Origin of the sequence: Synechococcus sp. FACHB-909 (assembly GCF_014698945.1) — a bacterium.
In the GTDB taxonomy this organism is placed as follows: Bacteria; Cyanobacteriota; Cyanobacteriia; order PCC-6307; family Cyanobiaceae; genus Cyanobium.
The window spans coordinates 28,665-45,785 of the sequence record NZ_JACJTY010000014.1 but is presented as its reverse complement, the minus strand read 5'-3'; the positions used below and the strand labels follow the sequence as shown (position 1 = coordinate 45,785).

The following is a 17,121-nucleotide window of genomic DNA, read 5'->3' as shown; positions in this document are numbered from 1 at the left end:
TACACCAAGAACATCCTGCTCAACGAAGGTCTGCGTGCCTGGATGGCGCCTGCCGACCAACCGCACGAAAACTTCATCTTCCCTGAAGAGGTTCTGCCCCGCGGCAACGCGCTCTGATCCCTTCCCAAGGTTCTCCAGCCCCCTTCCATGGGGGCTTTTTCATGGCCCCTTCGATGGCCCCGTCGATGGCCCGAAAAGCTGGTTACGATGGCTTGGTTCCGTCAGCAGTGACGTGGTGATCGACGGAAACGCCTGATCGGAGTGCGCCCCATCGTCGGGCCCGGTGAGCCTCCCCTGCTGCTACGGCATCGGTGGGAATCCTGCTTGGTTCGGCTGGTGTGGTGCTTTTCTCCCTCGGTCGTCTTCCGTCCTTGCCGCAGGCGTCGCCGGCTGGCATCCAACCCACAGGAGGAGGTGTCCATGACCCCAAGTTGTCCCATCCAGGGTCTGCAGATCGCGGAGAACGCCGGCTGATCACGGCCGCTGAATCCTGATCCATCGGTTCCGCGCCAGAGCGGACCCGGCGAGAGCCCCCCAGACCGTGGTTCCAGGTTCCCCTGGTACCCCCGGTCTCGGGGGCATCGTTCATTCCGGCCTGGGCCTCAGCACGTCCCGGATCACGGGCGCGGCGAGCCGCACCGCCTGCTTCGAGGGATGGGAATGCTCGTCCCGGTAGAGGATCTCGCCACCCCGGGCCCGATAGGTGCAGGCCCCCTCGGGGCAGAACAGGTCGAACAGGTCGACCACCTGCAGCTTCCCCTGGCTCTGCAGTTCGCCCAGCAGGTTGTCGAGGGGCTGGCGTCGCCGCAGGGATTCCGCCCGATCCGGCATCTGGCAGGGGCCGCCGAAGGGGGAGAACCACTGGGGCACGGCACTGGCGGGGTGGCAGTTCGCCTCCCGGGCGAAGGGCAGGCCGTTGAGCACCGCCAGGCGCACGCCGCGCTCGGCCAGGCTGGCGGAGAAGTCGCTGAGGCCCACCCGCAGGGTCTGCAGGATGAGCCGGCTGCCCGGCCCCTGGCTGGGCGGCGAGAACATCACCATGTCGTTGACGAGGAACACCCAGTCGCCGGGGCGCAGCTGGGCCACCAGCCCAGGCACCACCCGGTTCCAGTAGGCGCGGTTGGTGGCGGCGAAGGGGCCGCCGCCGCCGAGGGCGGCGAAGTTGCCCACCGGGGAGGCGGCCCAGGCCGAGGTGATCGTCACCGCGTAGTCGTCGGTGGCCACCAGCTCGTCGAAGGCGCCGGCGAAGGAGGCCGAGAAGGAATTGCCCACCACCAGCACCCGGTGGCGGGCCGTGGCGAAGTCCCCGAGGGTGCAGGCCTCGATGGCGATGGTCTTCGCCGCTTCACCGTCGTTGGCCAGCACGCAGGGCGACCCCTGCCAGGTTCCGGCGGCACCCGCCACCCGATAGGGATCGACGAGCGATTCCACCCCCATGCCGGCGGGGATCGGGTTGCGTCCGGCGTACAGGCTGAACGGAGGCAGGTTGTCGACACCGATCAGCAGCCCGGCCCCGGCCGCCAGGCCGCCCACCCCGATGGCGATGGTCTGGTCCCGCCGCGGGGCCCAGCTGGCCTGCCTCAGGGGTTTTTCCACCCAGCGGTAGGAAGCCAGCGAAAGGAGCACCATCAGGCCGATCTGGAACGGCAGCGACCACCAGTGCAGGCCGATCGTCCAGCGGCTCAGGGACAGCACCCCCCAGTGCCAGAGGTAGAGGGAATAGGAGATCAGCCCCACCCCCACCAGGGCCGGCAGGCTGAACAGCCGGTGGGCGGCGGTCCCCTGCCGCAGGCTGGCGATCAGCAGCGTGGTCAGGACCACGGCGGCCACCGTGGCCGGCACCGCCCAGGTCAGCGGCAGCAGCATCACCGCCACCAGGCCCAGGGCCGCCGCCATGGGCGGCAGGCGGCCCAGGCCCCTGGCGGCGGCCGGCCAGACGCCGCCGAGGCAGAACAGCAGGCAGCCCGCCCCCATCTCCCAGAGCCGCGGCGGCATCAGGAAGTAGGCGGCGGCCTGCTGGGTGGGATAGAGCTGCACGAAGGCGATCAGGGACGCCAGCGAGGCCACGCCCATCACCCCGAACAGGGCCCTGTGGCCCCCGGCTCCGGGGCGGGCGAAGCCCGTCATCCAGGCCACCAGGGGCAGCAGCAGGTAAACCTGCTCCTCCACCCCCAGCGACCAGGTGTGGGTGAAGGGGTTGAGCTTGGTGGCGGTGCCGAAGTAGTCGGTGGCCTGCCCATGCAGGTAGACGTTGGAGAAGCCGAACAGGGCGCTGATCCCCGTGCGCAGGGCCGTATGGGGCCGGGGGATCACCAGGCAGGCCAGGATCCCCACCACCACCACGAAGACCAGCAGGGCCGGCACGAGCCGTTTCAGGCGGCGGCTGTAGAAGCCGAGCAGGAGATCGCCCAGGGAGCGGGCCGGACGGCGCGTCAGGGACCCGGTGATCACGAAGCCGGAGATCACGAAGAAGATGTCCACACCCAGGTAGCCGCTGGGCAGCAGCCGGTCGTCGATGTGGTTGAGGATCACGGCCACCACGGCCAGGGCCCGCAGGCCGTCGATCTCGGCCCGGTAGCCGGCCCCGGAGGAGAGGGGGGTGTCGCTCACGCCGCCATCGCCTCGCCATCGTCCCGATGGCGGCCCAGCACCACCAGGCCCACCGCGGTGGGCAGCAGCACGGTGCACACCCGCAGCACCAGGGTGACCGCCAGCGCCGCCGGTCGCTCGACCCCGAACGCCACCGCCAGGCCGATGGCCGTGGCCTCCGCGGTGCCGACCCCCGCCGGCAGGAAGGAGAGGACCCCGCCCAGGGCCATGGCGGTGCGGATCACGGCGGCCTGGGTCAGGGCCAGGGGATCCCCCTGAAGCTGCAGCAGGCCCATCAGGGCCGACGCTTCGATCAGCCACACCAGGGCCGCCAGGGCGGTGCCCACCAGCAGGGGCCAGGGCCGCAGCAGCCGTCGCAGCCGGCCCACCGCCCCGAGGGCCTCCCGCAGCAGCCGGGTCAGTCCGTGCCAGCGCCGGTGCGCCGGCAGCCGGTCGAGGAAGGCCTCCAGGCGCCGCAGGGCGGCCGGATGGGTCAGCAGCCAGGCGCCGATGGCCAGGGTTCCGCCGCCCGCCACCAGGGCCGGCAGGATCCGTCCCCCGAGCCCCCAGGCGAGCACCAGCAGGGCTCCGGCCAGGTCAGTCACCCGCTCCGCCAGGGTCACCCCCACGCCGACCTGCATCGGGATGCCGTGGCGGCGCTGCAGCCACAGTCCCCGCAGGGCCTCGCCGCTGCGGCCGGGGGCGGCGACCAGCGCCAGGCCGGCGACGTAGATCCGGCTGCTGGGCCGCCAGGCCAGGGGGTGCCCCAGCTGCCGCAGATAGAACTGCCAGCGCTGGAACAGCAGCACATAGCCCACGGCCACCATCGCGGGCACCAGCAGCCAGCACCACCAGGGCAGCGCCCCCAGGGAGCGCATCACGTTGGCGAAACCGAACCAGATGCTGAGCCCCAGGTAGAGCGCCAGGGTCGCCACCAACCCCAGGAACCAGCGCTTCCTCATCGGCGGCCTTGCCGCTGGCGGGGCGGCGGCGGGACGGACAGCCACGCGGTCATGGGGTGAAGCGCAGCTTCTGCGCCGCATACAGGCACATCCTCGCCAGGATCAGCCCCTCCTTCACATGGGCGATGTTCGAGCTGCCGTAACTGCGCTCCTGGTACCGCACCGGCACCTCCACGATCTTGAGGTTGAGCTTGGCCGCGCCGAAGAGCAGATCGAAGTCGCCGAAGGGGTCGAAGTCGCCGAAGTAGGCACGCCCGGCCTTGAGCCGCTCGTAGTCGGCCTTCCAGATCACCTTGGTGCCGCAGAGGGTGTCCTTGAGCCGCTGGCGCAGCAGCCAGGAGAAGGCCGCGGCGAAGAAGCGGTTGGCGGCCGTGTTCAGCGGCGGCATGGCGGCGCTGGTGCGGGGATACACCAGCCGGCAGCCGTTGACGAACTCCCCCCGGCCCTCCGCCAGGGCCTTGTAGAACCGGGGCAGATCCTCGGGCCGCACGGTGAGATCGGCATCGAGGATCATCAGCACCTCCCCCTCGGCCTGATCGAAGCCCAGCCAGACGGCGTCGGCCTTGCCGCGGCCGCTCTGGCGCAGGGCCCGAAGTTGCAGCGGGCCGCTGTAGGAGCCGCAGACCCGCTCGATCTCCGCCCAGGTGGCATCGGAGGAGTGGCCCTCGACGAACAGCACCTCGGTGGCCGACCCCAGCAGGGGCATGCGGTCGATGGCGGCGGCGATGTTGCCGGCCTCGTTGCGGGCCGGGATCACCACGCTGACGCTGGGGCGGCGCTGGGCCGGGGTGGCGGGCCGGGCCACCAGCCAGTGGGTCAGCCCGAACTGTTCGAGCAGCGGCAGCTGGCTCAGCCAGCGGTTGGCCAGGGGGGTCAGCAGGGGGATCCGGCGGGGCAGCAGGCAGCGGTGCCCCTGCTTGAGCACCTCCCAGCCGGCCAGATCGAGCAGGTTCTGCACGTCCCTGGGGGTGAGCCAGCTCTCGGGCGGCTGGGGCTGACGCAGGCCCACGCCTTCAGCCGCCTTGAGCAGGGGCTGCCACAGCCAGTTGTGGAAGCTCACCACCAGCCGGGTGCGGTCATGGCAGAACGCCGCCAGCCGCTCCATCACCCCCTGCACGTCCTCGAGGGTGTTGAGGGTGTTGGCCAGCAGGATCACGTCGAAGGGAGCGCTCTCCCCGATCACCTCCGGGTCGAGGGTCGCCGCCTCGGCGCAGACGATCCGCAGGTTGGGGTGGGCGGCCTGGGCGGCGGCGGCGATGGCGGGGTCGCGCTCGATGCCCACGCCGTGGCCCGGGTGGGTGGCCGCCAGCAGATCCCCCAGGCCGCAGCCGATCTCGAGCACCCGCAGACCCGGGGCGACCAGCAGCTGGTGCAGGCGGTCCAGGTCCTCGTAGTAGGCGCGGTTGCGGCGGTGGAACCGCTGCAGTCCTTCCGGCTGGAGCGTGCCGTTCATCGCAGCAGGGCCAGGGTGCCCGCCACATCGAGCCGCAGGCCGCTGGCCACGGCCCGCAGCGTCCGCAGGGTGCGGTTGCCGGGGTCGAGCCGGGCGGCGGCATCGAGCGCCACCTGGGCCTGGCCGGGGTGGAAGCGGTAGAGGTGCACGAAGCCGAGGGCCATCAGGGCATGGGGATTGGTGGGTTCGAGGGACACGATGCGCTGCAGCGTGTCGACGGCCCCATCGGCGTGCCGCTGCAGCGCCTGGGCCAAGGCCAGACCATAGAGGTCCTCCAGATCGGCTTCCCCGGGGTCGGCGCCAGTCTCCTGCAGCCTGGCCCGCAGCAGCCGCTCCCCGTGGGAGAGGTAGATCTGCTGGGGGTCCCGCTGGTTGATCTGCCCCACCTGCCGGAACAGCCGGTCGAGATCGCCGCTGCGCAGCAGCCTCCCGAGTTCGACCAGCTGGTCAATGCGGTTGGGGGGCGCCCCGGCGTCCATGGCCTGGGCCCCCTTGCCCTGGGCCTCCGGGCCCTGGGCGCCGTCGCCGGCCACCGTCAGCGTCAGGGGGGCGCTGCGAAGGGGCAGCGGCCGCCCCTGGCGGTCGAGGGCCCTGGCCCGGAGCCGGTAGGACCCATCGGGCAACCCGGCCGGCACCACCAGGGCCAGCCGTTCCCGCACCTCCAGGCAACCGCCGGGCGCAGCGCGCACCATGCCCTGGCCGATGCCGCGGTCATGGCGCCAGGTGGGCACGCCGGGGGCGGCGGCGTCAGGCCGCCAGTCGAGCAGCAGCAGGCCGTCCCGCAGCTCGGCCGCCGGCCCCCGCAGCCGGCTCACCAGCACCGCCCCGCTGCCCGGCCGCAGGGGGGGCGGCGGTTCGACGGCCAGGTTCAGGGCAAGGCCCCGCCCCGGCCCGCAGGCCACCGGGAGCACCTCCAGGCCCAGGGTGCGCCGCCCGAAGAGCTCGGCGCTGCTGCCATCCGGCAGGGGCCAGCGGCCGGCGGCCTGGAACGCGGGTGATCGCCGCACCAGGCCGTCCAGGGCGGCCTGGCGTTCATCGCTCATCACCCCCTGGTCGCCCCCCTTGAGCAGGAACCAGTCGAAGCCGGCCAGGTCGCCGTCCAGCTGGTCGAGGGGTGCCACGGTCTGGCGGGCGGCGACGCGGAACTGCTGGCGGCGCCCTTCGGCGTCGAGGTTGAAGGCGTTCAGGCCCTGGCTGTCGGGCAGCACCGCCAGGGTGGAGAGCTGGTGGGGACTGCGCTGGCGGATCGTGGCCACGATCGCCTCCAGGGGCCAGGGGGGGCCGGCGACGGGCGGTCGCGGTGGAAAGGCGGTCGGATTGGCCGCCAGGGCGAACTGGCTGGCCAGCGCCCCCCAGATCCCGATCGCCACCACCGCCAGCCTCCAGACGGGCGTCCAGCGGCCGGCGGCCGAGGCCAGCACGATCCCCAGGGCAAGGCAAAGCTGGGGAACCAGGGGGAGCACGAAGCGGAAGTCCTTGGTGCTCATCAGGGTGGCCAGCAGCAGGGCACCCAGCGGAAAGCTCAGCCACCAGGCGAGCCGCCGCCAGGGCAGGGCGCCGGCAGGGGCACCGCGGCTTCGCCACCAATGCAGCGCTCCCCCCGCCACCACCACCGCCACCAGGGCGGCCCCGGCCATGGTGGGCAGCAGGCGGGGGTAGAACAGCCAGCCCGCGAGGGTGTTCGCCTCCAGACCGTCCTGATACAGGACGCCCCACTGGCGGGCCTTGTTGACCGTGGAGAGGATCGTCAGCCAGTTCTGGCTCCACCAGGGCCAGGCCACGGCCGTCGCCATCGCCGCCGCCAGCAGCGCCTCGGCCAGCCGGCCGAAGCGGGCCCTGGGGCCCGGCCGGCCCCGCCGGAGCAGGGGCGCAAGGGCCCGCCAGGCCAGGGCCAGCAGGGGCAGCCAGAGCATCACCAGGCCGGTGGGGCGTGTCAGCACCACCGCCCCGAGCCCCAGGCCGCCGGCCAGGCTCCAGAGCCAGGGGCACCGGGGGCGGCCCAGCACCCGCACCGTCAGCAGGCACCAGGTGGCCGTGAGCACGGCCGTCAGGCTGAAATCGATCAGGTAGTCGCTGCGCTGGTTCAGCAGGGCCGGCGAGACGGCGCAGAGGAAGGCGGCCCAGAGGCCGGCCGCCCGCCCGCGGGCCAGGCGCCCCAGGCCGTAGAGGCTGCCCAGGAGCAGGGCCTGGAAGAGGCTGTTGGAGAGGATCGCGCTGCCATAGCCGGGCCCCAGCAGGCTGAACACCGGTGCCGTCACCAGATAGGTGAGGGGCCCCCGGTAGGTGGGCGTCTCGGCCCAGAGCCGCTGCCACCAGAGTGGATCGAGGGGGGCCGCCTCCCCGAGCACCTGCCAGACCCCCAGGGCCCGGCTCAGGTGTTCCCCCTGGTCCCAGGCCGGTGGCTGGGCGTGGCGCTGCAGCCAGAGCACATCCAGGAGCACCCCGGCCAGCCACAGCCCCAGCAGGATCCACCCATCCCGGCCCCGTGTCCGTCTCATCGGGCCGCTCCCGGTGCCTGGGCCAGCACCCAGGGCTCCAGTTCCGGGGCCTGCAGCCGCACGGACCACCCGGCCGGCAGTTCCCGGCGCCGGATCCACACCCGCTCCCCGGCGGGGACCCGTTCCGCCGGGCCGATGCGGGGCGTGAGCTGGGGGCTGGCCAGGGCCACCAGGATCAGCCGGGCATGCTCCTCGCCGCTGAGGGGGGCGCCGGCCACGGCCGCGACGGGCCCGGCCACCAGGGCCTCCTTGGCCTCAGGGCGCTCCAGGGCCTGCCGTTGCCGGGGGCTGCGATCGCTGAACAGGCCGGCCTGCACCAGCAGGGCCAGGGCCAGCCATGGACCCACCAGGAGGGCCGCCAGCCGGCGGGAGCCGGTGCGGCACCAGGGCACCAGGGCCCAGGCCAGCCCCAGGCAGCCTGCCGCCAGCGCGAACAGCTGCGGAGCCGGAGCCAGGTCCGCCACCCCATTGGCCACCAGCCGGCCGGCCGGCGCCCCGGGCCAGAGCACCGCCACCGCCGCCAGGACCAGCACCAGTCCCAGTCCCCCGAAGCCGAAGGTCGCCCCCCGGGCCCAGCGGCCGACGTCGGCGCTCCAGGACCGCAGGCCGGCCGTGGCCGCCAGGGCGACAAAGGGGGTGAGCTGCAGGCCGTAGTAGGGGGTCTTGGTGCGGAAGGCGCTGAGCAGCAGCAACATCAGCAGCGGATAGAGGAGCAGGAGCAGACGCCGGGGCCGCTCCAGCGGTCCGGCCAGCCAGCCCCACCAGCCCGCCAGGGCGAACAGGCTCCAGGGGAAGGTGTTGGCCGGCAGGTTCCACAGGTAATAGAGCGGGCCGGCGCTGTAGACGTCACTCTCGGAGAGGTAGAGCAGCTTCTGCCACAGGCCCGCCACCACCGGCAGGCCCAGCACCCGGAGGCTCAGGCCCAGCCAGAGCGCCACCGGCAGCCAGCCCAGGGCGAGGCCGAGCCAGAAGCCCGGCCGCCGCAGCACGGTGCGGCGCTCCAGCAGCAGGAAGGGCAGCAGGGCCACCACCGGCAGCGCCACCATGAAGCCCTTGATCAGGAAGGCCGGGCCGATCCAGGCGCCGGCCAGGAACGGCCAGGGCCGTTGCGAAGCCTCGCCGGCCCGCAGCAGGGCCAGGATCCCCAGCAGTTCCAGGGCCAGCAGCGGCATGTCCTGGCTGGCCAGGTGGGCGTAGTCGAGCCAGAGGGGAGTGAGGGCCAGCACGGCGGCGGCGAGCCAGGCGGCTCCGCCCCCGCCCAGCAGGCGCCCGGCCAGGTCGGCCGTGAGCAGCAGGCAGGCCACGGCGGCGACCAGGGACGGCAGATGGGCCGACCAGGGGCCCACCCCCGGCAGCCGGCCGGCCGCGGCGATCAGCCAGGGCAGGCCGATGCTGCGATCAAAGATCACCTGGTCCCACCAGGGGGGACCCAGCCACTGGCCGCTCGTGGCCATCCAGCGGGCCTGCAGGGCGTAATAGCCCTCGTCGTGGGCCAGGAAGCTGCGCGGCGCCGCCGTCAGCAACAGGGGCAGGAAGGGCAGCGACGCCCACAGGGCCTTCATGGGCGGCACTCTGGCAGCACCCTCGGGTACCGGACGTTGTGTTTTCTGGCACATGGACCCTGGATGGCCATGTCCACTTGGGGGATCCTTCGTTTGGCGCATTGCGCCGCTTCCGTGTGAGGAACCCATGAAACTCTTCCAGCAACTGCTGGTTGCTCCTGCAGCTCTCGGCCTGCTCGCCCCCGTGGCGGTTCAGGCGGCTGAGCTCAACATCGACAGCGTCAACAAGTACGCCGCCGAAGAGCAAGTCACCAGCATCAACCAGTTCTCCGACGTCAAGCCCACCGACTGGGCCTTCCAGGCTCTCTCGAACCTGATCGAGCGCTACGGCTGCGTCGCCGGCTACCCGAACGGCACCTACAAGGGCGGCCAGGCCATGACCCGCTATGAAGCGGCGGCCCTGCTGAACGCCTGCCTCGACCGGATCACCGAGGTGACCGACGAGCTGAAGCGCCTGATGGCCGAGTTCGAGAAGGAACTCGCCGTGCTGCGCGGCCGTGTGGATGGCCTGGAGGCCAAGGTGGGTGAGCTCGAGGCCACCCAGTTCTCCACCACCACCAAGCTGACCGGTAAGGCGACCTTCATCATGGGCGCCAACAGCTACGGCGGTAACGCCCAGGTGAGCCCCGCCGCTTCCCTGGCCACCGGCGTCCCCGCCTTCGTGACCGGTCCCTTCGGTCCCCTCGGCCCGGTCGTCCCCAACACCTGGCAGAACCAGGCCCGTCAGACCCAGGGCGCCACGGCGTTCAACTACGACATCCAGCTCAACTTCGACACCAGCTTCACCGGCAAGGACCTGCTCCGCACCCGTCTGCGGGCCGGTAACTTCGCCCAGTCGCCCTTCGGCGGCCCCACCGTCGGCCTGAACGCCACGGAAGCCGGCTTCGAAGAATTCTGCGGCCTGGGCGTCGACTGCGGTGACGTGGTCGCCATCAACCGCCTCTTCTACCAGTTCCCCCTCGGCAGCAACTTCACCGCCACCATCGGTGGTCGCGTCCGTCAGGACGACATGCTGGCCGTGTGGCCGTCCGCCTACCCGGCTGACACCGTCCTCGACATCTTCACCTACGCCGGTGCTCCCGGCACCTACAGCCTGAACCTGGGCGCTGGTGGTGGTCTGTGGTGGAAGAGCGGCGGCTTCAGCATCAGCGCCAACTACGTCTCCGCCAACGGTGACGTGGGCAACCCGATCGCCGGCACGGCGAACTGCGGTGGCATCGGCAACGCCTGCTCCTCCCAGACGGGTACCGGCCAGATCGCCTACACCGGCTCCAACTGGGGCATCGCGGCGGCCTACACCTACTCCTCCGGTGGTGCCGGTCTCTACACCGGCAACGGCACGCCTCTGGCCACCATCTTCCAGACCAACGCCGCCGCCACCAACTCGGTGGGCATCAGCGCCTACTGGCAGCCCAGCAACTCCGGCTGGGTTCCCTCCATCAGCGCCGGCTGGGGCATCAACCGCAGCAACTACAACGGCACCACCAACCTCAACGGCGCCGCGAATCTCGTCTCCACCACCGGCATCACCAACGCCACCAGCCAGTCCTGGTACGTGGGTCTGCAGTGGGATGACGTGTTCATCAAGGGCAACTCCGCCGGTATGGCCGTCGGTCAGCCCACCTTCCTGACGTCCGTCAGCGCCGGTCCCGCCGTCTTCGGTGGCCCCGCCGCCGCGACCGCCATCGTCGATGGCAACTACGCCTGGGAGTGGTGGTACAAGTTCCAGGTCACCGACAACATCAGCGTGACCCCCGCGCTCTACTACCTGAGCGCTCCCCTGGGTCAGGTCTCCAAGAACGTCGGTGCGATCGGTCCTGTGGGCTCCGATTTCAACAACTTCGGCGGCTTCATCAAGACCACCTTCAAGTTCTGATCCTTTCGGATCCATCACCCTCACAATCTGTCCTCCCATTCGCCCGGCTGCTCTGCAGCCGGGCTTTTTTTGTGCATCAACACGCCAATCTCCGGCGCATCGTTGGACCAACGGGAGTCGGCGGGTCTTCCAGGATCGAAAGACAGCGCCCGCCCAGCCACCAGCGGCTCCGGCGGCGCCCGAATGTCATCCGCAATACCTGCCGGTGTGATCAGGTCCTGCTGCGGCGCCCCTGGATTCCTATACCTTTGCGCCGTCCCCCCCCGGGGGATTCCTCTTTTTGGTGTGAGGACCAATGAAACCCTTCCAGCAATTCCTGCTGGCGCCGGTGGCCCTTGGGCTGCTGTCGCCTCTTGCCGCTTCCGCCGGCGAGATCTCCCAGTCCCAGCGGGCTGAGATCTCCACGTACATGGAGCAGCAGGACATCGATCGCTTCAAGGCCTGGGAAGCCCAGAACCAGGTCACCAGCATCAACCAGTTCTCCGACGTCAAGCCCACCGACTGGGCGTTCCAGGCCCTCTCCAACCTGGTTGAGCGCTACGGCTGCGTCGCCGGCTACCCGAACGGCACCTTCAAGGGCGGCCAGGCCATGACCCGCTACGAAGCGGCGGCCCTGCTGAACGCCTGCCTCGACCGGATCACCGAAGTGACCGACGAGCTGAAGCGCCTGATGGACGAGTTCGAGAAGGAACTCGCCGTGCTGCGCGGCCGGGTGGATGGCCTGGAGGCCAAGGTGGGTGAGCTCGAAGCCACCCAGTTCTCCACCACCACCAAGCTCCAGGGTGATGCCGTCTTCGTGATCGGCGCCAACAGCTTCGGTGGCAACCAGGGCCTGCCCAACCCCGCCGTCGGCGTCCCCGCCGGCGCGGCCAACGCCTTCCCCGCCAACAACCGGCGCAACTGGGGCGCCACGGTCTTCAACTACGACCTGCGCCTCAACCTGCTCACCAGCTTCACCGGCAAGGACCTGCTGTACACCCGTCTGCGCAGCGGCAACTTCAACAACAGCCCCTTCGGTGGCCAGCCGTACAACCTGATGGCGCTGGATCGCGCCTTCTCCCCCGTCGGTGGTGCTGACGTCGTCAACATCGACCGTCTCTACTACCGCTTCCCGATCGGCCGCGATTTCACCGCCCTGATCGGCGCCCGGGCCCGGAAGACCGAGTTCCTGGCGATCACCCCCTGGTTCTACCGCTCCGAGATCCTCGACGTCTTCACGCTGCACGGCGCCCCCGGCACCTACAACAAGGCCACCGGTTCCACCTTCGGCCTGATGTGGAAGCAGAACGTCAAGAAGGGCAAGCCCTTCTTCGCGATCTCCACCGCCTACGTGGCCCCCAACGGTGACAACGGCAACCCGAACCAGGGTGGCCTGCTGAACGAGCGCAGCCGCGGTACCTGGACCACCCAGGCCGGTGTGGCCGGTAAGAACTGGCGCTTCGCCTTCGCCTGGAGCTATGTCCAGTGCGGCCAGAACTTCCGCCGCGGCACCACCTTCGCCCAGGCGGCGGTCGACTGCCCCAACATCAACAACAACTTCCTGGGTTCGGAGAACTTCGGCACCAGTGCCGCTTACTCCAACAACTTCGCCACCACCTTCGCGTGGCAGCCCAAGAAGAGCGGCTGGATCCCCTCCATCAACCTGGGCTGGGGTTACAACGCCATGACCCAGCCCCAGCTGAACCCCCAGACCGCCCTGATTGGCAGGGGCGCCACCGCGATCCGGGTGCCGACGTTCGACACGGTTCCGACCTTTAACCAGTCGGCCAACCGCGGCGCCAGCCAGTCCTGGAGCGTGGGCCTGCAGTGGAACGATGTGTTCATGAAGGGCAACCAGGCCGGTATGGCCGTGGGTCAGCCGGTGTTCGCCACCTCCCTGCGCAACGGCCAGACGCCCCAGGACGGCAACTTCGCCTGGGAGTGGTGGTACAAGTTCCAGGTCACCGACAACATCAGCGTGACCCCGGCTCTCTTCTACCTGAGCCGCCCCAACGGCCAGTTCACCACCATCGGCCAGTCCAGCAGCGTGCTCGGCGGCCTGATCCAGACCCAGTTCAGGTTCTGATCCTCCGGGGTCCCTTGCGGGCCCCTCGGATCGGCGCTCCTTCCTCCTCACCCTTCCTCACAACCCTCCGGCCCCCCTTCCCAGGGGGGCTTTTTCATGGGCGGCTGCGGCGGGATCCGTCCGGGTGGGCCCATCGGCGATGCTGGAGCCAGATGGCGCCGCCAGCGCATGGCCAGGACCTCCGCCGACCACTACGCCATCCTCGGGGTCTCGCCTGGGGCCACCACCGCCGAGATCAAGGCCGCCTACCGCGCCCTCGTCAAACGCCATCACCCGGATGCCGGCGGCGATCCGCGCACGATCCTGGCCCTGAATGCGGCCTGGGAGGTGCTGGGCGACGGGGACCGCCGCCGCCATTACGACCACGGGGCCGGCGTCGGCATACCGGCACGCACCGCCGCGGGCGGTGCCGGGGCGGCCAAGGGACCAGGGGCAGGCCGCCATCGCGGCGTCGGCGCCGCCAGTGACGAGGAGCTCCTCGGCTGGCTCCAGCAGGTGTACGTGCCGATCGACCGGCTGATCGGTCAGGTGATCAATCCGTTCCCGGCCCAGCTGCGCTCCCTGGCCGCCGATCCCTACGACGACGAGCTGATGGGGGCGTTCTGCGCCTTCCTCGACCAGAGCCGGTTGCGCATGGAGAAGGTGGAGGCGCTGTATCGCTCACGGGCCTGCCCGTCGGCGGCCAAGGGGTTCGGCCTCAGCCTCTACCACTGCCTCAGCCAGGTGCAGGATGCCCTGGTGGAGCTGGAGCGCTACACCATGGGCTATGTGGACAGCTACCTCCATGACGGCAAGGAGATGCTGCGGGAGGCCCGGCTGCGCCGCAGCCGCCTGAAGGAGGAACGGCGCCGGGTGGAGATCTAGGCGGCGCTGACGGTCTAGGCGCGGACGATCTAGGCGGCGGGCATCGCCTCGAGCTGGTCGAGCCGCAGCCACACGTCGGGAACGGGCAGGCGCCAGCGGAGCTGGGCGTGCTCCCCCTGGATCGCCAGGATCTCCCCGGGCCCCTCGAACAGGTAGCCGGGGGGCACCGGATCGCTGGCCCCGGCCTCGAGGCTGTTGGTGTAGGCGATTCTGTTCACCCTGACCAGGGCACCCTTTTTCAGGCTCGGGGGAGCGGCAGGCGCGGACTCAGCCATCGTGAAGAGGAGGGTTCGGCACAGGTTAGGGCTGCCGGAACCTAACCTCGGCACTGGATTCCGATGGAACGGTGGGCATGCGGCTGCTTCTGCTCGGATGCACGGGTTTCGTCGGCCGGGAGCTGGTGCCGTTCCTGCTCAACCTCGGCCACCAGCTCACCCTGGTGAGCCGCCGCGCCCGGCCCGACAGCGAGGCGGCCGACCCCCGGCTCACCACCCTCTGCTGCGATCCCGCCGACCCGGCCAGCTGGGGCCAGCCGGCGCTGCTGGAGGCCCTGGCGGCGGCCGATGGGGTCGTCAACCTGGCCGGGGAGCCGATCGCTGACCAGCGCTGGACGCCGGTCCACCGCCAGCGGCTGCTCGACAGCCGCATCGGCACCACCACCCACCTGGTGCGGGCGATGGCGGCCCTGGCCACACCGCCCCGGGTGCTGGTGAACGGCTCGGCCGTGGGCTACTACGGCACCAGCCTGGAGGCCGGCTTCACGGAGGCCAGCCCCCCCGGCAACGATTTCCTGGCCCGTCTCTGCGCCCGCTGGGAGGCCGCCACCCAGGTCGCTCCCGAGGCCTGCCGGATCGTGGTGCTGCGGGTGGGCATCGTGCTCGGGCCCGACGGCGGCGCCCTCGGCAAGATGCTGCCCGTGTTCCGGGCCGGCTTCGGCGGGCCGGTGGGCAGCGGCCAGCAGTGGATGAGCTGGATCCATCGCCACGACCTCTGCCGGCTGATCGTCACCGCCCTGGAGGACGACGCCTACGCCGGCCCGTACAACGCCGTGGCCCCGGAGCCCACCCGCATGGGGATCTTCGCCTCCAGCCTCGGCCGTGCCCTCGGCCGGCCCAGCCTGCTGCCGGTGCCCGGCCCCCTGCTGCAGCTGCTGCTCGGCGACGGTGCCGCGGTGGTGCTCGAAGGCCAGCAGGTCCTCCCCGAGCGGCTGCTGGCCCAGGGTTTCCACTTCCAGTACCCGGAGCTCAGCGCAGCCCTCGCCGCTGCCACCAGCCCAGCCCGCCGCTGAGCAGGGCCGCCGCCATCAGCAGGCCGATCGCCGGCGTGAACAGCGGCTGCCACAGCCGCTGGAAGAGCTCCAGGGGAGCGTCCAGCCGCTGGCCGTGGAGCACCACCGCCACGGCGAAGAACAGGGCCCCGGCCAGCACCAGGAAGACGTCGGCCACCAGCACGACATCGAGAACGCGGCGCACTTGCGCGACGGGGCCGGTGGCGGGAGTGCTCATGCCTGAGGGGTGAGCCGGGAGGGGGAAATCCCCGGTGAGCCCAAACCTAAACTCGACCGTGCTTGGTGTCCCGTGTGCCCCTTTCCCCCGCTCCCAGGATCCTGCTGATCAGCAACGGCCATGGGGAGGATCTCAATGGGGGACTGATCGCCGATGGCCTGCGCCAGTGTGATCCGGGGCTGGAACTGGCGGCCCTGCCCATCGTCGGCGCCGGATCGGCCTATGGACGCCGCGGCATTCCCCTCCTCTACGCGGGCCGCAGCCTGCCGTCCGGGGGCATGGTGTACCAGGGCCTCAACCTCTGGAAGGACCTGGCGGCGGGCTGGCTGCAGCAGAGTCTGGCCCAGCTCTGGACGGCCTGGCGCCAGGGTCGCCGCTTCGATCTGGTGGTCAGCATCGGTGACCACGTCCCCCTGATCTTCGCCCTGCTCACGGGACGGCCGACGGTGGTGTTCCTGGTCTCCACCTCGAGCTACTACGAGGGCCGGCTGCGGCTGTCCGCCCTCACCCGCTGGTGCTGCCGGCGGCGGCGGGTGCGCGTGGTGCTCACCCGCGACGCCTTCACCGCCACCGACCTCCAGGCCCAGGGCCAGGCCAAGGCCCAGTTCCGCGGCTACCCGATCATGGATCTGCCGCCACCGGACGCCGGCCAGGTGGCCCGCCTGCCGGGCACCCGCACCCTGGCGCTGGTCCCGGGCAGCCGCTTCCCGGAGGCCCTCCACAACCTGGTGCTGATGCTGCGGCTCTGCAGCCAGCTGGGCGAACGGGACGGGGAGGGGCCGTGGCGCTTCCTGGTGGCGGTGGTGGAGAGCCCCCACTGGCGGGAACTGGAACCCCTGGCGGCGGCGGTCGGCTGGCAGCTGGAGGGCGGCGTGCTCCGCTCCGCCGGCGGCGACCTTGAAGTGCGGCTGCTGCCGGGGGCCCTGCCCTCGATCCTGGCCGCCAGTGACCTGGTGGTGGGCATGGCCGGCACCGCCGTGGAGCAGGCGGTGGGCTTCGGCCTGCCCGTGGTGCAGCTGGTGGGCCGCGGTCCCCAGTTCAGCTACGCCTTCGCCGAATCCCAGATGCGGCTGCTGGGCCCCACGGTCCACACCGTGGGGCGGCGCCCGGCCGACACGGCCGATCTGCAGGAGGCCGCCGGCCTGATCCAGCGCCTGCTGGCCGACCCCGACCTGCCCCAGCGTTGTTCCCAGGCCGCCCTGGAGCGGGTCGGCCCCCCCGGCGGCTCGCGGCGCATCGCCGAAACCGTGCTCGAGGCCCTCGGCCGGGGCCCCGGCGGCTTCAGCTGAGCCAGGCCTTCACCTTCTCCAGGGCCTGCCAGCCCGGACGCCGCTGCAGGCCATCGGCGATCGAGCCCTGCAGTTCCTCCGCCAGTTCCGGGGCCATCAGCATCACCCGCTTGACCACCTCGATGTGCTCGCGCACGCCCTTGGCGCCGGTTTCCAGCATCGCCACGCTGAGGTTGATGCGGGCCTGCGGGTCCTGGGGATTGAGCTTCACCGCGTTGCGGGCCGAGGGCAGGGCCGCCTGGGGCTGGTCGAGCAGCAGCTGCAGCCAGGCCAGACAGGTCCATCCCGCCGACTGCCGCGGCTCCTGGGCCGTGATCTGCAGGAACTCGTCGATCAGCTCCTCGGGCGCGGCACCCTGCTGGTAGCGGGCGATGGCCTGGTCGAAGCGGGACTCCTGCTGGGCCGTCATGGCGGCTGGGGGTGGTGGGGTGGGGATCGTCAGACTCCCATGCCACGGG

At 71.1% G+C, this 17,121-nt stretch carries 13 protein-coding genes and 1 pseudogene; 6 read left to right on the top strand and 8 right to left on the bottom strand.

Going from position 1 to position 17,121, the window contains the following annotated elements; genetic code table 11:
• Positions 1 to 117: pseudogene (locus tag H6G99_RS16070) on the top strand (photosystem II D2 protein (photosystem q(a) protein)); the annotation flags it as partial.
• 468 nt (positions 118 to 585) lie between these two features.
• On the opposite strand, the gene H6G99_RS16660 reads toward H6G99_RS16070, so the two are convergent.
• Genes H6G99_RS16660 through H6G99_RS16045 form a run of 5 tightly spaced genes read right to left on the bottom strand, consistent with a single transcriptional unit; the run spans position 586 to position 9,064 of the window.
• Complete coding sequence (locus tag H6G99_RS16660; RefSeq protein WP_190612586.1) at positions 586 to 2,610, bottom strand: acyltransferase family protein; 2,025 nt, start codon at positions 2,608 to 2,610, stop codon at positions 586 to 588.
• Positions 2,607 to 3,596: a lysylphosphatidylglycerol synthase transmembrane domain-containing protein gene (locus H6G99_RS16060; protein ID WP_353617271.1), complete on the bottom strand. Its 990-nt coding sequence runs from the start codon at positions 3,594 to 3,596 to the stop codon at positions 2,607 to 2,609. The genes H6G99_RS16660 and H6G99_RS16060 overlap by 4 nt, the downstream gene beginning before the upstream one ends.
• A gap of 4 nt (positions 3,597 to 3,600) precedes the next feature.
• The gene (locus tag H6G99_RS16055; RefSeq protein WP_190612584.1) at positions 3,601 to 5,004 is read right to left on the bottom strand and encodes a glycosyltransferase; all 1,404 of its coding nucleotides are present in this window, start codon (positions 5,002 to 5,004) and stop codon (positions 3,601 to 3,603) included.
• Positions 5,001 to 7,502 (bottom strand): glycosyltransferase family 39 protein, encoded by a 2,502-nt coding sequence (locus tag H6G99_RS16050; RefSeq protein WP_190612583.1) that lies wholly within the window; start codon positions 7,500 to 7,502, stop codon positions 5,001 to 5,003. The genes H6G99_RS16055 and H6G99_RS16050 overlap by 4 nt, the downstream gene beginning before the upstream one ends.
• Positions 7,499 to 9,064: an ArnT family glycosyltransferase gene (locus tag H6G99_RS16045; RefSeq protein ID WP_190612581.1), complete on the bottom strand. Its 1,566-nt coding sequence runs from the start codon at positions 9,062 to 9,064 to the stop codon at positions 7,499 to 7,501. Before H6G99_RS16045 ends, H6G99_RS16050 begins: the two co-directional genes overlap by 4 nt.
• Positions 9,065 to 9,191: 127 nt before the next feature.
• On the opposite strand from H6G99_RS16045, the gene H6G99_RS16040 reads away from it, so the two are divergent.
• The 3 genes from H6G99_RS16040 (at position 9,192) to H6G99_RS16030 (ending at position 13,869) form a co-directional block, all read left to right on the top strand.
• Entirely contained in the window at positions 9,192 to 10,940 is a 1,749-nt protein-coding gene (locus H6G99_RS16040) for an iron uptake porin (RefSeq protein WP_190612580.1), read from the top strand.
• 295 nt (positions 10,941 to 11,235) lie between these two features.
• The gene (locus tag H6G99_RS16035; RefSeq protein WP_190612578.1) at positions 11,236 to 13,005 is read left to right on the top strand and encodes an iron uptake porin; all 1,770 of its coding nucleotides are present in this window, start codon (positions 11,236 to 11,238) and stop codon (positions 13,003 to 13,005) included.
• Between the two features lie 168 nt (positions 13,006 to 13,173).
• Positions 13,174 to 13,869 (top strand): J domain-containing protein, encoded by a 696-nt coding sequence (locus H6G99_RS16030; protein ID WP_190612576.1) that lies wholly within the window; start codon positions 13,174 to 13,176, stop codon positions 13,867 to 13,869.
• A 29-nt stretch (positions 13,870 to 13,898) separates the two neighbouring features.
• On the opposite strand, the gene H6G99_RS16025 is transcribed toward H6G99_RS16030, so the two are convergent.
• The gene (locus H6G99_RS16025) at positions 13,899 to 14,144 is read right to left on the bottom strand and encodes an NAD(P)H-quinone oxidoreductase subunit O (RefSeq protein WP_094587318.1); all 246 of its coding nucleotides are present in this window, start codon (positions 14,142 to 14,144) and stop codon (positions 13,899 to 13,901) included.
• Between the two features lie 77 nt (positions 14,145 to 14,221).
• Between H6G99_RS16025 and H6G99_RS16020 the strand changes: the two genes are divergently transcribed.
• Complete coding sequence (locus tag H6G99_RS16020; protein WP_190612575.1) at positions 14,222 to 15,157, top strand: TIGR01777 family oxidoreductase; 936 nt, start codon at positions 14,222 to 14,224, stop codon at positions 15,155 to 15,157.
• On the opposite strand, the gene H6G99_RS16015 is transcribed toward H6G99_RS16020, so the two are convergent.
• On the bottom strand, positions 15,114 to 15,374 hold the full coding sequence (locus tag H6G99_RS16015; RefSeq protein WP_190612573.1) for a DUF8620 family protein: 261 nt from the start codon (positions 15,372 to 15,374) through the stop codon (positions 15,114 to 15,116). The genes H6G99_RS16020 and H6G99_RS16015 overlap by 44 nt on opposite strands.
• Positions 15,375 to 15,448: 74 nt before the next feature.
• On the opposite strand from H6G99_RS16015, the gene H6G99_RS16010 reads away from it, so the two are divergent.
• A complete protein-coding gene (locus H6G99_RS16010) occupies positions 15,449 to 16,663 on the top strand; it encodes a lipid-A-disaccharide synthase-related protein (protein ID WP_190612571.1) in 1,215 nt (404 codons plus the stop codon).
• On the opposite strand, the gene H6G99_RS16005 is transcribed toward H6G99_RS16010, so the two are convergent.
• Positions 16,656 to 17,072, bottom strand: coding sequence for a tetratricopeptide repeat protein (locus tag H6G99_RS16005; protein WP_094587315.1), 417 nt, complete (start codon positions 17,070 to 17,072; stop codon positions 16,656 to 16,658). The genes H6G99_RS16010 and H6G99_RS16005 overlap by 8 nt on opposite strands.
• Between the last annotated feature and the right edge of the window lie 49 nt (positions 17,073 to 17,121).

Excerpts from the sequence above, each read along its gene's own strand:
- H6G99_RS16015 (WP_190612573.1), bottom strand. The coding sequence starts at position 15,374 with ATGAGCACTCCCGCCACCGGCCCCGTCGCGCAAGTGCGCCGCGTTCTC.
- H6G99_RS16045 (WP_190612581.1), bottom strand. The coding sequence starts at position 9,064 with ATGAAGGCCCTGTGGGCGTCGCTGCCCTTCCTGCCCCTGTTGCTGACG.
- H6G99_RS16030 (WP_190612576.1), top strand. The coding sequence starts at position 13,174 with ATGGCCAGGACCTCCGCCGACCACTACGCCATCCTCGGGGTCTCGCCT.
- H6G99_RS16035 (WP_190612578.1), top strand. The coding sequence starts at position 11,236 with ATGAAACCCTTCCAGCAATTCCTGCTGGCGCCGGTGGCCCTTGGGCTG.
- H6G99_RS16005 (WP_094587315.1), bottom strand. The coding sequence starts at position 17,072 with ATGACGGCCCAGCAGGAGTCCCGCTTCGACCAGGCCATCGCCCGCTAC.
- H6G99_RS16055 (WP_190612584.1), bottom strand. The coding sequence starts at position 5,004 with ATGAACGGCACGCTCCAGCCGGAAGGACTGCAGCGGTTCCACCGCCGC.
- H6G99_RS16050 (WP_190612583.1), bottom strand. The coding sequence starts at position 7,502 with ATGAGACGGACACGGGGCCGGGATGGGTGGATCCTGCTGGGGCTGTGG.
- H6G99_RS16040 (WP_190612580.1), top strand. The coding sequence starts at position 9,192 with ATGAAACTCTTCCAGCAACTGCTGGTTGCTCCTGCAGCTCTCGGCCTG.
- H6G99_RS16020 (WP_190612575.1), top strand. The coding sequence starts at position 14,222 with ATGCGGCTGCTTCTGCTCGGATGCACGGGTTTCGTCGGCCGGGAGCTG.
- H6G99_RS16025 (WP_094587318.1), bottom strand. The coding sequence starts at position 14,144 with ATGGCTGAGTCCGCGCCTGCCGCTCCCCCGAGCCTGAAAAAGGGTGCC.